This window comes from Pseudomonas sp. SG20052, from assembly GCF_031766055.1.
Taxonomy (GTDB): Bacteria; Pseudomonadota; Gammaproteobacteria; order Pseudomonadales; family Pseudomonadaceae; genus Aquipseudomonas; species Aquipseudomonas mandelii.
Window position 1 is genome coordinate 4,654,131 of record NZ_CP134498.1, and the last position, 16,127, is coordinate 4,670,257.

Genomic DNA, 16,127 nt, shown 5'->3' on the forward strand with positions numbered 1-16,127 from the left:
ACCGAGTCGCTGCCTTCGCGGGCAAGCCTCGCTCCTACAGATCTAGCGTCGTTCACATTCTCGGCGAACGGCACAAACCCGTAGGAGCGAGGCTTGCTCGCGAAGACTGACTAACAGTCACCAAACCTCGCAACCCTGTCCCCAATCTGCCAATCCCCGACATCCCCTCTAGGAGCAAATCCTGCAGAGGACTACAATCGCACCCCCGCCTCGATGGCTGATCTGCCCCGCCCATGTTGACCTGTTCCGTACACCCGCTGCCCTATCGCGCCAACCCCGCCGAGTACTTCGCGGCGATTCGCCATGCCCCCGGTGCCGTGCTGCTCGACAGCGGCCGGCCCACTGCTGATCGCGGGCGTTATGATCTGCTCAGCGCCTGGCCGCTGCAGCAAATAGCGGTATTGCCTGACGAAAGTGGCAGCGATTTCCTGCAACGCCTTCGCGACCATCTGGCACGACTGGGTGAAGCGGCAGTCTCCGATGAACTGCCATTCGCCGGCGGGCTGATCGGTTATCTGAGTTATGACTTCGGACGACATCTTGAACACCTGCCGAGCCAGGCGCAGGACGACCTGCAATTGCCGGATGCGCGTTTCGGGCTGTACGACTGGGCATTGATCAGCGATCACCATTTGGCTACCAGTCAACTGGTGTTCCACCCGACACTGATCGACAGCGAGCGCCAGCGCTTGATCGCCTTGTTCAGTCAGCCTGCGGTTGAGCCGATCGAGCCGTTCAGTTTGAAAGCCCCGATGAAGGCCGACCTGAGCGCTGACGAGTATCGCCACGCACTTGAGCGCATTCAGCAGTACATCCAGGCGGGCGATTGTTATCAGGTGAACTTCGCCCAGCGCTTTCGTGCGCAATGTGCGGGTGATCCGTGGGCCGCGTATGTCGCGCTGCGGGCCGCGTGCCCGACACCGTTTTCCGGTTTCCAGAGCCTGCCCGACGGCGGTGCGGTGTTGAGTCTGTCGCCTGAGCGCTTCGTCAAAGTCAGTGAACGTCATGTGGAAACCCGCCCGATCAAAGGCACCCGTCCGCGTGGCCTGACGGCTGCCGAAGACGCCGCGAACGCTGCCGAACTGCTGGCCAGTCCCAAGGACCGTGCCGAGAACCTGATGATCGTCGACCTGCTGCGCAATGACCTCGGTCGCACTTGCCGCATCGGCTCGGTGCGGGTGCCGGAGTTGTTCAGTCTGGAAAGCTATCCGAATGTGCATCACCTGGTGAGCAGCGTGACCGGCGAACTGGCGGATGACCGGGATGCGCTGGATCTGATCGCTGGCAGTTTTCCGGGCGGATCGATTACCGGTGCACCGAAGATTCGCGCCATGCAGATCATCGACGAGCTGGAGCCGACCCGACGTGGGTTGTACTGCGGCTCGTTGCTGTACCTGGACGTGCGCGGCGAGATGGACAGCTCCATCGCCATTCGCAGCTTGCTGGTCAAGGATGGGCAGGTGTGCTGCTGGGGCGGTGGCGGGATTGTCGCGGACTCGGAATGGCAGGCGGAGTATCAGGAATCAATTACCAAGGTGAAGGTTCTGCTCGACACCCTGCAAAACCTTTGATTCCGGGCTTTTGTGGCGAGGGAGCTTGCTCCCTCGCCACAGGTTGTGTTTACAGACTTAGGGCCCGATTCGAAGCCTTGATGAACTCCTGCTTCAAGTCCTCAAAGGTATGCACCGCCGGGAACTGCGGAAACTCGCGAATCACATTATCCGGCGCATGAAACAGAATCCCCGCATCCGCCTCACCGAGCATGGTGGTGTCGTTGTAGGAATCCCCTGCCGCAATGACCCGATAGTAAAGACTCTTGAACGACAGAACCGACTGCCGCTTCGGATCTTTCTGACGCAACTGATAGCTCGTCACCCGTCCCGAATCGTCGGTGATCAAGCGATGGCACAGCAAGGTCGGGAAGCCCAGTTGACGCATCAGCGGCTGGGAAAACTCGTAGAACGTATCCGACAGAATCACCACCTGGAACCGCTCACGCAGCCAGTTGACGAACTCGATGGCGCCGTCCAGCGGCTTCAGCGTGGCGATCACTTCCTGGATATCAGTGAGTTTCAAGCCGTGCTCGTCGAGAATCCGCAGGCGCTGCTTCATCAGCACGTCGTAGTCGGGAATGTCCCGGGTGGTCGCCCTCAGGGATTCAATACCGGTTTTTTCAGCGAACGCGATCCAGATTTCCGGGACCAGCACACCTTCGAGATCCAGACAGGCAATTTCCACAAGACACTCCCATTTGTATTGATTATTGAGTCGAGCGAGTAAAAGACTGCCGAACTCTAGCGACTCAGGCTGCCCCGCGCAACGCACAGGGCGCGCCCGCCGCCGCAGGATTTTGTTACCATCAGCCCCATATAGAGCGCCCAGCGCCACCGACCTGTAGGAAGCCGCCCTGATGAGCCCATCGTTCGATGTTGTGGAACTCGCCACGACCTATGCCAACAAATCCGCCCAGGACATCCTGAAACTCGCGTTTGCCGAGTTTGGCGATGACCTGTGGATATCTTTCAGCGGCGCCGAAGACGTGGTGCTCGTGGACATGGCCTGGAAGCTGAACAAGAACGTCAAAGTGTTCAGCCTCGACACCGGCCGCTTGCACCCGGAGACCTACCGCTTCATCGATCAGGTGCGCGAGCACTACAAGATCGACATTGAGCTGGTGTCCCCGGACTACACGAAACTGGAGCCGTTCGTGAAGGAAAAAGGCCTGTTCAGTTTCTATAAGGACGGCCATGGCGAGTGCTGCGGCATCCGCAAGATCGAACCGCTGCGTCGCAAACTGTCGGGCGTGAGCGCCTGGGCCACCGGCCAGCGTCGGGACCAGAGCCCGGGTACCCGCAGCGCCGTAGCGGTGATGGAAATCGACACCGCGTTTTCCACCCCGGAACGCACCCTCTACAAATTCAACCCGCTGGCGCAGATGACCAGCGAAGAGATCTGGGGTTACATTCGCATGCTCGAACTGCCGTACAACAGCCTGCACGAACGCGGCTTCATCAGCATTGGCTGCGAACCCTGCACCCGCCCGGTCCTGCCGAACCAGCATGAACGTGAAGGCCGTTGGTGGTGGGAAGAAGCGACGCAGAAAGAATGCGGGCTGCATGCGGGGAATATCATCAGCAAGTCCAAGGCCTGAGCCCGAGCCGGGTGAATTCCCCTGTGGGAGCGAGCCTGCTCGCGATAGCGGTGTAACAGTCAACAATACTGTTGAATGCCCCGCCAAGCCGGTCTCACTCCCACAGGCTTAGTGTTCTGTTTTATAAATGTGTACACACGAATGTCACCATAGGTGCCATTTATGTGTGCACTTTTGTTTTCTGCGCCCCAAAAAGTTACACCCTCTTTTCCTGACTTCCCCAGTCGAGTTTTCCCACCTCCTCCGACGAAAAATAAATACCTGTTCAACCGGTCAATTTATATCGCCTTTTTTTCAGTTACTTATCGTGATTCATCAACAAAACGAAATGAGAACCTATTTTTATAGATCGGTAGCTGGCATGGATCTGGCTTAAGTGCATACATGTTTTGTATACAATCAACTCAAAACATACACACACTTAGATCCGCAAGCCTGAAGCGCCCTATCCCGTACAGGCTGCAGATGCCCCGTAACCAATGATGCTTTTGCCCGCGACGAAGATTTGTCGAGCTCACGCTCATGCACAGTCATCGCGACGCCAAGCTCGGAGCCTGCCGGAATGCGTACTAGCCTCTCCAATAACAACATCGCACTGGATCTGCCCTCCTTTCCACCCACCGCTCAAGATCAAACTGTTCAAGAACCCGTGGTGCTCAGCCCGCGCCTGCACAACAAGGACCTGGCGCCGACCAAGGCCGAAGGCCGACGCTGGGGCCGCTACAGCATCTTCGCCCTGTGGACCAACGACGTTCACAACATCGCCAACTATTCCTTCGCCATTGGCCTGTATGCGCTGGGTCTGGGTGGCTGGCAGATTCTGTTGTCCCTGGGGATCGGCGCGGCGCTGGTGTATGGCTTCATGAACCTTTCCGGCTACATGGGGCAAAAGACCGGCGTGCCGTTTCCTGTCATCAGCCGGATCAGTTTCGGTATCCACGGGGCGCAAATTCCTGCGTTGATCCGCGCCATTATCGCCATCGCCTGGTTCGGCATTCAGACGTACCTGGCGTCCGTAGTGTTTCGCGTGCTGCTGACGGCGGTGCATCCCGGCTTCGCCGACTACGACCACAACTCGATCCTTGGTCTGTCGAGCCTGGGCTGGGTATGTTTCGTGGCGATCTGGCTGGTGCAACTGGGCATCCTCGCCTACGGCATGGAAATGGTACGGCGCTATGAAGCGTTCGCCGGGCCGGTGATTCTGCTGACCGTTGCCGCGCTCGCAGCCTGGATGTACACCCAAGCCGACGCAACCATCGCCTGGTCGATCCGCGAGCCGCTGACCGGTGGCGAGATGTGGCGCAATATTTTTGCCGGCGGCGCATTGTGGCTGGCGATCTACGGGACGTTGATCCTCAACTTCTGCGACTTCGCCCGTTCATCGCCGTGCCGCAAAACCATCAAGGTCGGAAATTTCTGGGGCTTGCCGGTGAATATTCTGGTGTTCGCGGCCATCACCGTCCTGCTTTGTGGTGCGCAATTTCAGATCAATGGCCGGATCATCGAAAGCCCGACTGAAATCATCGCCTCGATCCCCAACACCTTCTTCCTGGTGCTCGGCTGCCTGGCGTTCCTGATCGTCACCGTAGCGGTGAACATCATGGCCAACTTCGTCGCCCCGGCGTTCGTGCTCAGTAACCTGGCGCCTAGATACCTGACCTTCCGCCGCGCCGGGCTGATCAGCGCAACCATCGCGGTGCTGATCCTGCCGTGGAATCTCTACAACAGCCCACTGGTGATCGTGTATTTCCTGTCCGGCCTCGGCGCCCTGCTAGGCCCGTTGTACGGCGTGATCATGGTCGACTACTGGCTTGTACGAAAAGGCCAGGTCAACGTGCCGCAGTTGTACAGCGAAGATCCCAATGGCGCTTATTACTACAGCCGCGGGGTCAATTTACGCGCCGTAGCGGCGTTCATTCCTGCCGCATTGATTGCCATCGTCCTGGCGCTGGTGCCGGGCTTCCACCTCGTTTCACCGTTCTCGTGGCTGATCGGCGCCGGGATTGGCGCAATGCTCTACCTGATCATCGCCAAGCGACAGCCCCATTACGCCGACGTCAGCGGTGAAAGCATCGCAGTCGACAACGTCTGCCACTAATCCACTCGCGGCCCGCCAGCGCCGGGCCGCAGAACCGCCCTGCAATAAGGACTACTCATGCGAATTCTCGTGGTCAACGTCAACACCACCGAGTCCATCACCCAGGCCATCGCCCGATCCGCCCAGGCGGTGGCCGCGCCGGGAACGGAAATCGTCGGCCTGACGCCCTACTTCGGCGCCGACTCCATCGAAGGCAATTTCGAAAGTTATCTGGCCGCCATCGCCGTAATGGACCGGGTCATGGCCTACGACCAGCCCTTCGATGCGGTGATCCAGGCCGGCTACGGCGAACACGGTCGCGAAGGCTTGCAGGAATTGCTCAACGTGCCGGTGGTGGACATCACCGATGCAGCGGCCAGTACGGCGATGTTCCTCGGCCATGCCTATTCGGTGGTCACCACCCTGGACCGCACCGTGCCCCTGATCGAGGACCGGCTAAAACTGTCGGGGCTGTGGGACCGCTGCGCGTCGGTGCGGGCCAGTGGTCTGGCGGTGCTGGAACTGGAATCCGATCCGCAACGGGCGCTGGAGGCGATTGTCCGTCAGGCGGAACTGGCGGTGCAGGAAGACAAGGCCGAAGTGATTTGCCTGGGCTGCGGCGGCATGGCCGGGCTGGATGAACAGATTCGCCAGCGCACCGGGGTTCCGGTGGTGGATGGCGTGACGGCGGCGGTGACCATTGCCGAATCGCTGGTGCGATTAGGGTTGTCCACTTCCAAGGTGCGGACGTATGCGACGCCACGGCCAAAGAACATTATTGGTTGGCCGGGGCGGTTCGGGCGGTAGACCGCGTTATCGTTCATCGCGAGCAGGCTCGCATTGGATCTGTGTCGTTCACAAATCCCCTGCTCGCGAAAGCAGCGACTCGGTCTCAAGCCAGGCTCAAACCGCACTGAACCGCTGCACCCACCCCCGCTCCGCAAACTGCTCAATAATGAAATCCACAAACGCCCGGGTCTTGCCCGGCAGCAGTTTGTGTTCCGCGTAATAGATAGAAATGTTGCCGTCGTCGACATACCAGTCCGGCAACACCCGGTGTAACGTCCCGGCTTCCAGATACCCCACAGCAAACGGCATGCTCACCAACGCAATGCCCAACCCCTGCGCCGCCGTCGCACACGCCGCTTCCGAATCGCTCATGGTCATGCGCGCCTTCAGCGCCAGCGGGTTGTGTTGCTGAGTACGACTGGTCAATTGCCAGGAACGCACCCGACCGGTCTGTGGGGAGCGGATCAGGATGCCGTCGTGGTCCTTGAGTTGATCGGGCTCGACGATCACAGGCCGCGCCGCCAGATACTCCGCCGACGCCACCAGCACCCGATGCGCCGGCGTCAGCTTGCGCGCCACCACGCCTTGAGGCAGCTCAAATCCCCCACCAATCGCCGCATCGAAGCCCTGAGCGATCAGATCGACCTGCCGGTTGTCGAAATGCCAATCCGGGTTGATCGCCGGAAAACGCCGCAGAAACTCACCCAGTAAGGGCACCACATATAAACGCCCGAACACCGTGCCCATGCTGACTTTCAGTGTTCCCGCTGGCCGACCCTCAGCGCTGGCGAGGTTGGCCACCGCATTCTGGATCGTGTGAAGGCTGGAACTGACTTCGCCGAGAAACAGGTGACCTGCCTCGGTCAGCGTCAGGCTTCGCGTGCTGCGCTGGAACAGCCGCACACCCAGCCGGGCCTCAAGCTTGGCAACACTTTTGCCCACCGCCGCCGGGGTCAGGCTCAAGCGTCGCGCAGCTTCGGCGAAGCTGCCAACCTCGGCGCTGCGCACGAAGCATTCGATACTGCTGAAGGTTTCCATAGGCGCCACTATAAACTTCTGGTTTACACAGACTATCGTAATTGCCGTCTACACAGCGTGTAATCCGCAATCAATACTAGGCTCCATCAACCGAGGCATCTCGCCTCGGGACTTCGGAGATCGTTATGACTACTCAGAACCTCAGCGGCAAAGTGGCTTTGATTCAAGGCGGGTCCCGCGGCATCGGCGCCGCCATTGTCAAACGCCTGGCCGCTGAAGGCGCAACCGTTGCCTTCACCTATGTCAGCTCCACGGCCAAAGCCGAAGCCTTGCAAGACAGCATCACCGGCAATGGCGGCAAAGCCCTCGCCATCAAGGCCGACAGCGCTGACGCCGAGGCCATTCGCCGCGCCGTGACCACCACCGTAGACACCTTTGGCCGCCTCGATATCCTCGTCAACAACGCCGGCGTGCTGGCCGTTGCGCCACTGGAGGATTTCAAACTCGAAGATTTCGACCAGACCCTGGCCATCAACGTGCGCAGCGTGTTCATCGCCACCCAGGCCGCCGCCAAACACATGACTGAAGGCGGTCGCATCATCAACATCGGCAGCACCAACGCCGACCGCATGCCCTTCGCCGGTGGCGGCCCTTACGCCATGAGCAAATCAGCGCTGGTAGGTCTGACCAAAGGCTTGGCCCGCGACCTCGGCCCGCGCGGCATCACCATCAACAACGTGCAACCGGGCCCGGTCGACACCGACATGAACCCGGCCGACGGTGACTTCGCTGACAGCCTGATCCCGCTGATGGCGGTGGGCCGTTACGGCACTTCCGAGGAAATCGCCAGCTTTGTGGCCTATCTGGTCGGGCCGGAAGCCGGTTACATCACAGGGGCGAGCCTGACCATCGACGGTGGTTTTGGCGCCTGATGCGCTAGACGCAATCACAATGTGGGGGCGAGCCTGCTCGCGAAGACGGTGCGTCAGGCGACATTGATGTCGTCTGACCTTCCGCTTTCGCGAGCAGGCTCGCTCCCACACTTTTTACTTCAAGCCCATTCGAGGGCTGGCAAACCACAAGCACTCGGCTTGAACGCCTTCAACGAACGAAGAATGCCATCGGCATGCGCATACTTTTCGTCAGCCATCGCCGCGTCGGGAATCGCAATCGCCGTCATCCCCGCCGCTTTCGCCGCCGTGACACCGAACGGCGAGTCTTCGAACACCAGGCAGTCTTCGGGCGCAACGCCCAGGCGCCGCGCCGCCGTGAGGAAGATGTCCGGCGCCGGTTTGGCCGCGCCCACTTCAGGGTCATCGGCCGTCACGACAAAGTCGAACAGCGCAAACCAATCGCGGTGCAAGGTGGTTTTCTGGCCGAACGACTGACGCGAAGAACTGGTGCCGACCGCGATCGGAATGTTGTTGGCTTTCAAGTGCCTGACCAGTTCCTCGGCGCCAGGCATCGCCAGCGCTTGCGGAAAACGCTCGCGCATCAGCGGTTCGCGGATCACCAGAAACTCTTCGGCGGTGATCGGCAAGTCCAGAGCCTCGACCACGTACCGCGCCAGATCACCTGCGCCACGGCCGATGATGTTCTGTTTGATGCTCCAGTCGAAGACCCGTCCGTAGCGCTCGGCAATCATGGACGTGACCTCGGTATAAATGCCCTCGGTGTCCAGCAGCAAGCCGTCCATATCAAAAATCACGGCCTTGATCGGGCCGTATTCATTCAGCGGTGCATTCATCGCATCTGATCCGTTTTCTAATGACATCCCAGAGGCGGCTCAGGTGCGGCCGGGTCCGTGATCGATTAAAGGATTCAGCAGCATAGCGAGCGCGCCGGCCATCGAGCAACGGGCAATCCCTGACAGATACAAAAAGTGCTCGTCGTCATTTAGCGATTTTCCCTACATAAAACGCCTCCTTTCCCGACTTCTTTACCCGTTGATCCCAAGCAAAGTCCCGCGCTCAAACTTGATCTGCGCGAGGGACTGCGAATGTTCGTACCTGACAAGGTACTGGCCTTGAATAACGCCATCGGCCTGCTGGTGGTTGCCGCCATGGACCCCGAGCGGCCGGATGTCGAAGCGCTGTTCGCTGACTTCCGGCTTTGCCTCAATGACTACGACGCCTGGGCCGAAAGTTTCTGGACCGGCAAGGCGCTGGATATCGAGCAGGTGTTCAAGGTGGGGCACGACGTTCGCCTGGTCGCGCCGAAAAACTCCACCACCCCTGTCAGCTCGACCGTCGCAGCATGCCCGGCAGCGGGTCCCCTGACCCTCGTGCACATGTTCGACGCTGCGCGGTTCGTGCCGATCGGCAACACCCCGGTGATGCTTGAGCCTTTGAACGCTGACGGTACGTTCGGCAAGCCGGTTTATGACGAGATCGGCCCTAGCGGCATCCTCGAAATCCGCGAGTGCGAACGCAGCCTGCGTTATCGCATCACCTTCTTCCCGAATGTTTCCGCTGAGCATGTCAAAGCGCTTTATGCCTCCTATCAAGGCGTCATCAGCGGTCTGGAAGGCTGGCTGCGTAACGAGTGGACGACCGAATTCGAACCCTCATGGGCCGAGTTCGCCGAGGCCGGTTTCATCAAGCGTTACGGCCTGCTGCAACAGGCCGACTGGCGCGGTTTCGAGAATTCGCTGAACGGGTTGTGGGATGACGTGAAGCAGATTTACGCGCTGATCGCGGACCTGCAAGCCAACAGTGAAAAACTCCTTGAATACCTGACCGAAACTGAACTTGAAACGCTGCTGGAGGCTTCAGCGGAATCCATCGCCAACCTGCTGCTGGTGTTGAGTGATGAGCCGCTGATGTTCATTCATCTGGCGGCGATCACCAGTTGGCTGAGGATGTTGCCGCCGCAGTTCATCGCCGAAGTTGTGGCGCAGATTCGCACAGGCATATTGATCGGCTTCCTGCTGGCGCGCTTCACAGGCCCTGCCGGGTTGAAGCTCGGCATCAGCACCAAGGTGCTGGACAAGATCAAATCCGAGCGCGCGCGCAAATGGCTGGCTGCCGCGAGCCTGAGGTTGGCCGAGCTCGGCACCCAGTCCGACCTGACGCCCCACGCGGGCGTACTCAAACCCCTTGCGGTCAATGTCCGAAATGCTCCGCTAAACCCCGCACCCGCCGTGCCGTTGCAGATCAACATGGGCACTGCACCGGTTTTGACAGTGCAGAATCCAGTCGCCATTGCTCGCGACAAATCCGCAGCCATGACCCGATTGGGTCGGCAAGAGCACCGTGACGACGTTTCCGATCAAGCGAAAAATCCCAACGGCGATAGTGCCGATTGCGGGCCGCTGACCTGCACCAACGGTTGCCCGGTGTCGATGGTCACCGGCGAAGAACTGCTGACACTGGACGATGGATCGCTTAACGGCTTGCTGCCTTTCGCGTTTACCCGGTTGTACCGAACCAGCGCCGTGGAAATGGATTGCGGGCTGGGTTGGGGCTGGAGTCATTCGCTGGCGCATCGCCTGGAGCTGGACGCAGAACAGGTCGTCTGGACCGACCATGAAAACCGTCGCACGACGTTTCCACTGCCCAGCATTTTGCGTCCGGCGATTCATAACAGCCTGTCCCGCTCGGCCATTTATCTCGGAAACAAACCCGAGGAGCTGATTGTTGCGCTGGCGGGTGAGTCTCCACGGTTCTATCACTTTGAAAATGGTCGCCTGACGTCCATCAGTGATGCCTACGACAACCGGCTGCATATCACCCGCGACCGTCAGGATCGCATTCAACGCGTCGATAACGGCGCGGGACGTTCACTGCTGTTGCGTTACGAGCGCCGGCACATCGTTACGGTCGAGTATCAGTCGTTTCACCCCGCCGACGGATTGATGGACGCCTGGCGTACAGAGCAAACGCTGATTGCCTACCGCTACGACGCCCGTCACCGCCTGATCGAAGCGACCAATGCTGCCGGCGAAAGCGAGCGATACGACTACGACGACCAACACGTGATTCTCCAGCGACAACTGGCCGGTGGGGCCAGTTTCTTCTGGGAGTGGGAAAGGTCTGGCAAGGCGGCCAGATGTGTCAGGCACTGGGCGACTTTTTCGCAGATGGATACGCGATATGCCTGGGATGACGACGGCGCAGTGCTGGTTAAAAACGCCGATGGCAGCGAAGAAGTTTACGTCCATGACGATAAGGCCCGATTGGTGCGCCGGGTTGAGCCGGATGGCGCAGAGCATCTCAACACCTACGACGACCACGGCCGATTGACAACCGAGCGCAGTCCGTCAGGGACGATCACCCAGTATCGCTACGACGAGGTCGGGCGGCTGATCGCGCTGATTCCACCGGAAGACGAGCCAACGTCCTACGAATATCGCAACGGTTTCCTGCATGCGCGATATCGCGGTAAAGCGGTGTGGAAATACCGACGCAATGCTCAGGGGGATGTCACCGAGGCCATCGATCCCGACGGCCACATCACTCACTACCACTACGATGCTCAAGGCCGGCTGCTGTCTATCCGTTACCCGGACACCAGCCGTCATGTGTTCGTGTGGGATGCCATCGGCCAACTGGTTGAAGAGACGTTGCCGGACGGCAGTCAGCGGCGGTTTTCCTACGATGTATCGGGTCGTCAGATTGCCCGTCAGGACGAACATGGAGCCGTCACTCAATACCAATGGGACGCCGTTGGCCGACTGATCCAGACGGTTCTTCCCTCAGGCGCCAGCCGCGCCTTCAGTTACAACGCCTACGGCAAAATCACCGCCGAACGCGATGAACTGGGGCGCGTCACCCGTTTTGAATACGACGATGACCTGCATCTGGTCAGCCGCCGAATCAATCCCGACGGCACGCAGCTGCGTTATCGCTACGACAACGCCCGGCTGCTACTGACGGAAATCGAAAACGAATCCGGCGAACGCTATCGACTGGACTACACACCTGGCGGACTGATCCGACAGGAAACCGGCTTTGACGGCCGTAGCACAGCGTATGCCTACGACCTCAACGGCCACCTGCTGGAAAAAACCGAATTCGGTGATGAAGGCTCGCAGCTGTTTACGAGTTACCAACGGGATACGGCCGGACGCCTGCTGGTCAAAAACCTGCCCGATGGCGTCAACGTCGAATATCGCTATGACAGCCTCGGTCGATTGGTCAGCGTCGATGACGGCCACGACCATCCGCTGGAGTTCGCGTACGACAAGCAAAACCGCCTGATCACCGAACATCAAGGTTGGGGCACGCTGCGCTACGGCTATGACGCTTGCGGCAAGCTCAACCATCTGCGTCTGCCGGACAACAGCCAACTCGACTATCACCACGCCAAGGGCGGTGCGCTGACAGCCATCGACCTTAACGGCACACGACTTACAAGCCACACGTATAAAGCCGACCGCGAACTGCAACGTCAGCAAGGCATGTTGTCGAGCCGGTACGACTACGATGAACAGGGTCGCCTGAAAGCTCACGCTATCAGCCAACCCCAGCATCCGCTGTATCGGCGCGACTATACCTACAGCGCCAACGGCAATCTCGAACACATCGCCGACACCCGTCATGGCCAACGCAGCTATCAATACGATCCGCTTGACCGCCTGATCCGCGTCCGCCACTCCCGCGACCAGCAGCCCGAAAGTTTCGCCCATGACCCCGCCGGCAACCTGTTGATGCAGGACCGGCCAGGCCCAGCCACCCTCAAAGGCAATCGCCTGCTGATGCAGGGCGATCGCCATTTCGACTACGACGCCTTCGGCAACCTGATCCGCGAGCGCCGCGGCGCCGCCCAAAAACTCGTCACCGAGTACCGCTACGACTGCCAGCATCGATTAATCGGCGTCACCCTGCCGAGCGGCAACACCGCCAGCTACCGCTACGATGCCTTCGGCCGCCGCATCTGTAAAACCGTCGACGACCACATCACCGAGTACTTCTGGCAGGGCGACAACCTCGTTGCCGAAAGTGGCCGCGAACATTACCGCAGCTATGTCTACGAACCCGGCACCTTCCGCCCGCTGGCCATGCTCGACGGCAAAGGCCCGTACCAGGCCTGCCCGTTCTACTACCAACTCGACCACCTCGGCACACCACAAGAACTCACCGACTACAGCGGCGACATTATCTGGGCCGCCCAATACACAGCCTATGGCCGCCTGACACGCCTAAACCGCGATACCCATCAGGTTCTGGATCAGCCATTGAGGTTTCAGGGGCAGTATTACGATGCGGAGACGGGACTGCATTACAACCGGCACCGGTACTACAACCCAGATCTGGGACGGTATCTGACGCCGGATCCGAGTAAGTTGGCGGGTGGGTTAAACGGGTATCAGTACACGCGCAATCCAACGGGGTGGGTTGATCCGTTGGGGTTGAATGATTGTCCTGGAGGGGACGGGTGCAAGAGGCCTTCGTTTGGGGATGAGGATCCGACAGGGACGGCGAAGGTTGATGAGGGGGAGGCCACTCTTCCTACTCCGAAAGCAGAAATCGATTATCTTTACCGTGGTGATCTTCGTCGTCCCGATGAAATCTTTGACACTGGTTTTTTAAGCTTAGGCAAAAGTACCGATCTATTGCTCCATATATGGGACAACCGAAATCCACCAAGCAATTTCGTAAGTACATCGACTGATCGGGAAGTAGGCATCGATTTCGGCACAAGATACAGAACTACCAAGGGTTACTTGTACACCCTGAAAAAAATCTATGGCCACGACGTGAACAAAGAATTACATCCTGACGACATTCCTTATAGTTATGAGTCTGAAATTGCAATACCTAACGGAATAGAAAGCAAAAATATTCTCGGTGCCACGCCCCTGAAAAAAGATGGTAGTTATGTTGGGTATTCCATTCCGAATCCATCAAGGAATCTGAAAAATGACAATTAAGAAAATACCTATAGTGGTGGGTGGAAAACCCGAAACTGCGACCTTGGATTATGACGAGCGGGTACCTGTGATCCGCTTGACACTTGAAAATGGTTGGAGCGAAGAATTCAAAGGCTTAGACATCTATGAGTGTCTGGGAAAAATAATTAAATCACTCCCTGAAATTAAATTTCTTTGTAAAGGAGCGAAGATAAACGTTAGACCATCTAGCATGTCGTCGCAGATGACATCCGGAATAATGGCATACGAGCACAAAATAGGCGTCCGCGCCACAAGAAAAGATATCGTCAACATCTTCGACTTTGATGACAAAGAAATAATCAACGAACCAAGACTACAGACCGAATTCTTTCATCGCTGGTTAGAGTCCATAAAAAAAATTAAACACTAGAGCGCATACAGAGCAGCGATTTTTTAATAAAAAACACAGCCCCCTAAACATCTCTGTTATTTAAAAAAGCGCCTGAAGAGCCCAGTTCGTACTGGGCTCTTCTTCTGGAATACTTGGATTAACCATCCGAACCACCACCTCCTCCCGCACTCCCCAAACTCCCACCGCCACTCATCCCTGAACCACCAGAACTACCGGACCCTCCATTCCCACTCCCAGACCCATTCCCGATCGGGTTAAGGGGACGGGCTCAGGGGACAGATTTATTTAGGACGGATGGCAGCTACAAGGGCTACTCAACTCCCAACCCACGCAGGAAGTGATCGTGAACAAAACAATAGAAATATCCATAAACTCCTGCGGAGTCACCGAGAAAATTTCAATCGAATGCGACCGAAAAAATCTGACATTGGTTTTCACAACAAAAAATGGCTTGAGAAAAACTTACACGGCTTTTGATCTTTACGAATGCTTTGGGCTGTTGCGAGCCGATTTTCAGGAAATGAATTTTCTATGCAAAGGCGCCAAACTCAACGTATATCCCTCGCGTATGGCCTCGCAAATGGCCGGCGGCATAGTGGCGTATGAGCTCCATATGGGACGCGCAACTGAAACTGAAGACGTGGTTAATATCTTCGATTTTGAAGACAAAGACATCACAACTGATATTCAACAACAAAGGGACTTCTATAACCGTTGGCTGCAACAGTTCACGCACTAACCACGAAGGTTAACAATCATATTTAGCCAAAGCACTTTATTAGCAAAAAAGCCCAGTTCGGACTGGGCTTATCCTCCAAGAACAACCTGGATTAACCGCCGGAACCACTCGTCCCCCCACCAGCACCACCCGTCCCTCCTCCCGCACTTCCCGAACTCCCACCACTCCCACCACCGCTCATCCCGGAACCACCAGAGCTACCGGATCCTCCAGACCCACTCCCAGAACCACTCCCCATCGAACTTCCACCACTCATCGACCCGCTTCCCGCTCCCGGGCTGGTGCTACTCCCGCTCGCATCACCCGCATTCCCACCACCAATGGAGCCAGGCGGCAACGCCTTCCCGTCTCCAGAACCCGCGTTCATTTCAGTAGACGGCGGCATCCCGCCCTTATCGACCGGTGCATCGTTGCCGGAAGACTGAGCAAACGCCGCCATTGAACTGATCGACAACACGCTGCTCACCGTCAGGACCATCAATGTTGACCTGATCATGGTGCATCTCCTCTAAAAAGGTGCGTACCTGATTTCTGGCAGCGTTGGCTTTTTAAAGGTGCCGCTCAATCGACGAATGGTTTTTCAGCTGGGCTCACCGGAGCCATCGTTACCGGCAATATCCGGGTCTTCGGGGGAGGCCTCAACATCGCCACGTTTCACATCATCAGTCGGCACTTGCTCGACCGCAGTGTCGTCGTCAGGCGGACGGTGATCGCGACTCAGGGAATCGGTGGGCGAAGGCAGAGGGTATTCAGGGGTGTCGTCGTCATCGTCGACTTTCGGATCAGCATTCATAAATCACCTCTCGAAGGGCCTGAAAAGCAGGCCCTGAAATTTCGAGGGCTGGGCAATGCTTGCGTTCGATCAGTGAGACGATCGGTCGATAGCACATCAACGCCGGTCAATCGTCGTCTTCTTCCTCTTCTTCGTACTCGGCGTTTCCCACATCCCCAGCGTCATCGGAGTCGTTGAGCGGGACCGTTGCATCATCCATCAAAGAACCCGGATCTTCGTTACCTGGGTCATTGATGAACGGAAGCCCACTTGGGCCTTTTTCTTCCTTGCCTTCGGTTTCAGGAGTCATGGCAGTCCTCGCAACGTTGGGGTGTATGACGTTCGAGGCGGCTTGCGACCAAACGTTCCGGGGA

The 16,127-nt window shown here is 58.0% G+C and carries 13 protein-coding genes; 8 read left to right on the forward strand and 5 right to left on the reverse strand.

Annotated features, from left to right (window positions below):
* The first annotated feature begins 233 nt into the window (after positions 1–233).
* On the forward strand, positions 234–1,571 hold the full coding sequence (gene pabB, locus RHP74_RS21315) for an aminodeoxychorismate synthase component I (RefSeq protein WP_102595491.1): 1,338 nt from the start codon (positions 234–236) through the stop codon (positions 1,569–1,571).
* Positions 1,572–1,620: 49 nt separating this feature from the next.
* Here the strand turns inward: pabB and thrH are convergent, their stop codons facing one another.
* Complete coding sequence (gene thrH / locus RHP74_RS21320; protein WP_010456561.1) at positions 1,621–2,238, reverse strand: bifunctional phosphoserine phosphatase/homoserine phosphotransferase ThrH; 618 nt, start codon at positions 2,236–2,238, stop codon at positions 1,621–1,623.
* Between the two features lie 172 nt (positions 2,239–2,410).
* Here thrH and RHP74_RS21325 point away from each other — a divergent pair, with 172 nt between their 5' ends.
* The 3 genes from RHP74_RS21325 to RHP74_RS21335 all read left to right on the forward strand — a co-directional run bounded on the left by RHP74_RS21325 (position 2,411) and on the right by RHP74_RS21335 (position 6,035).
* Complete coding sequence (locus tag RHP74_RS21325) at positions 2,411–3,151, forward strand: phosphoadenylyl-sulfate reductase (RefSeq protein WP_010456562.1); 741 nt, start codon at positions 2,411–2,413, stop codon at positions 3,149–3,151.
* A 562-nt stretch (positions 3,152–3,713) separates the two neighbouring features.
* Positions 3,714–5,249: an NCS1 family nucleobase:cation symporter-1 gene (locus RHP74_RS21330; protein ID WP_311096252.1), complete on the forward strand. Its 1,536-nt coding sequence runs from the start codon at positions 3,714–3,716 to the stop codon at positions 5,247–5,249.
* 57 nt (positions 5,250–5,306) lie between these two features.
* The gene (locus RHP74_RS21335; RefSeq protein ID WP_010456567.1) at positions 5,307–6,035 is read left to right on the forward strand and encodes an aspartate/glutamate racemase family protein; all 729 of its coding nucleotides are present in this window, start codon (positions 5,307–5,309) and stop codon (positions 6,033–6,035) included.
* 96 nt (positions 6,036–6,131) lie between these two features.
* Here RHP74_RS21335 and RHP74_RS21340 read toward each other — a convergent pair whose 3' ends face one another.
* Positions 6,132–7,055, reverse strand: coding sequence for a LysR family transcriptional regulator (locus RHP74_RS21340; RefSeq protein WP_077748184.1), 924 nt, complete (start codon positions 7,053–7,055; stop codon positions 6,132–6,134).
* A 125-nt stretch (positions 7,056–7,180) separates the two neighbouring features.
* On the opposite strand from RHP74_RS21340, the gene RHP74_RS21345 reads away from it, so the two are divergent.
* Positions 7,181–7,927, forward strand: coding sequence for a 3-oxoacyl-ACP reductase family protein (locus RHP74_RS21345; protein ID WP_010456571.1), 747 nt, complete (start codon positions 7,181–7,183; stop codon positions 7,925–7,927).
* A 119-nt stretch (positions 7,928–8,046) separates the two neighbouring features.
* Here RHP74_RS21345 and RHP74_RS21350 read toward each other — a convergent pair whose 3' ends face one another.
* Entirely contained in the window at positions 8,047–8,742 is a 696-nt protein-coding gene (locus RHP74_RS21350) for an HAD-IA family hydrolase (protein ID WP_010456572.1), read from the reverse strand.
* 252 nt (positions 8,743–8,994) lie between these two features.
* Here RHP74_RS21350 and RHP74_RS21355 point away from each other — a divergent pair, with 252 nt between their 5' ends.
* The 3 genes from RHP74_RS21355 (at position 8,995) to RHP74_RS21365 (ending at position 14,981) form a co-directional block, all read left to right on the forward strand.
* The gene (locus RHP74_RS21355; protein ID WP_311096253.1) at positions 8,995–13,869 is read left to right on the forward strand and encodes an RHS repeat-associated core domain-containing protein; all 4,875 of its coding nucleotides are present in this window, start codon (positions 8,995–8,997) and stop codon (positions 13,867–13,869) included.
* Entirely contained in the window at positions 13,859–14,260 is a 402-nt protein-coding gene (locus RHP74_RS21360) for a hypothetical protein (protein ID WP_102595493.1), read from the forward strand. Before RHP74_RS21355 ends, RHP74_RS21360 begins: the two co-directional genes overlap by 11 nt.
* A 325-nt stretch (positions 14,261–14,585) precedes the next feature.
* A complete protein-coding gene (locus RHP74_RS21365; protein WP_169856733.1) occupies positions 14,586–14,981 on the forward strand; it encodes a hypothetical protein in 396 nt (131 codons plus the stop codon).
* A gap of 580 nt (positions 14,982–15,561) precedes the next feature.
* Here RHP74_RS21365 and RHP74_RS21370 read toward each other — a convergent pair.
* Both RHP74_RS21370 and RHP74_RS21375 read right to left on the reverse strand, forming a co-directional pair.
* Entirely contained in the window at positions 15,562–15,774 is a 213-nt protein-coding gene (locus tag RHP74_RS21370; protein ID WP_311096254.1) for a hypothetical protein, read from the reverse strand.
* Positions 15,775–15,880: 106 nt separating this feature from the next.
* Positions 15,881–16,063 (reverse strand): hypothetical protein, encoded by a 183-nt coding sequence (locus tag RHP74_RS21375; protein ID WP_145305867.1) that lies wholly within the window; start codon positions 16,061–16,063, stop codon positions 15,881–15,883.
* Positions 16,064–16,127 lie beyond the last annotated feature (64 nt).

Coding starts and splice junctions, on each gene's coding strand:
- pabB (WP_102595491.1), top strand. CDS start 234: ATGTTGACCTGTTCCGTACACCCGCTGCCCTATCGCGCCAACCCCGCC.
- RHP74_RS21325 (WP_010456562.1), top strand. CDS start 2,411: ATGAGCCCATCGTTCGATGTTGTGGAACTCGCCACGACCTATGCCAAC.
- RHP74_RS21330 (WP_311096252.1), top strand. CDS start 3,714: ATGCGTACTAGCCTCTCCAATAACAACATCGCACTGGATCTGCCCTCC.
- RHP74_RS21335 (WP_010456567.1), top strand. CDS start 5,307: ATGCGAATTCTCGTGGTCAACGTCAACACCACCGAGTCCATCACCCAG.
- RHP74_RS21340 (WP_077748184.1), bottom strand. CDS start 7,055: ATGGAAACCTTCAGCAGTATCGAATGCTTCGTGCGCAGCGCCGAGGTT.
- RHP74_RS21345 (WP_010456571.1), top strand. CDS start 7,181: ATGACTACTCAGAACCTCAGCGGCAAAGTGGCTTTGATTCAAGGCGGG.
- RHP74_RS21350 (WP_010456572.1), bottom strand. CDS start 8,742: ATGAATGCACCGCTGAATGAATACGGCCCGATCAAGGCCGTGATTTTT.
- RHP74_RS21355 (WP_311096253.1), top strand. CDS start 8,995: ATGTTCGTACCTGACAAGGTACTGGCCTTGAATAACGCCATCGGCCTG.
- RHP74_RS21360 (WP_102595493.1), top strand. CDS start 13,859: ATGACAATTAAGAAAATACCTATAGTGGTGGGTGGAAAACCCGAAACT.
- RHP74_RS21370 (WP_311096254.1), bottom strand. CDS start 15,774: ATGAATGCTGATCCGAAAGTCGACGATGACGACGACACCCCTGAATAC.
- RHP74_RS21375 (WP_145305867.1), bottom strand. CDS start 16,063: ATGACTCCTGAAACCGAAGGCAAGGAAGAAAAAGGCCCAAGTGGGCTT.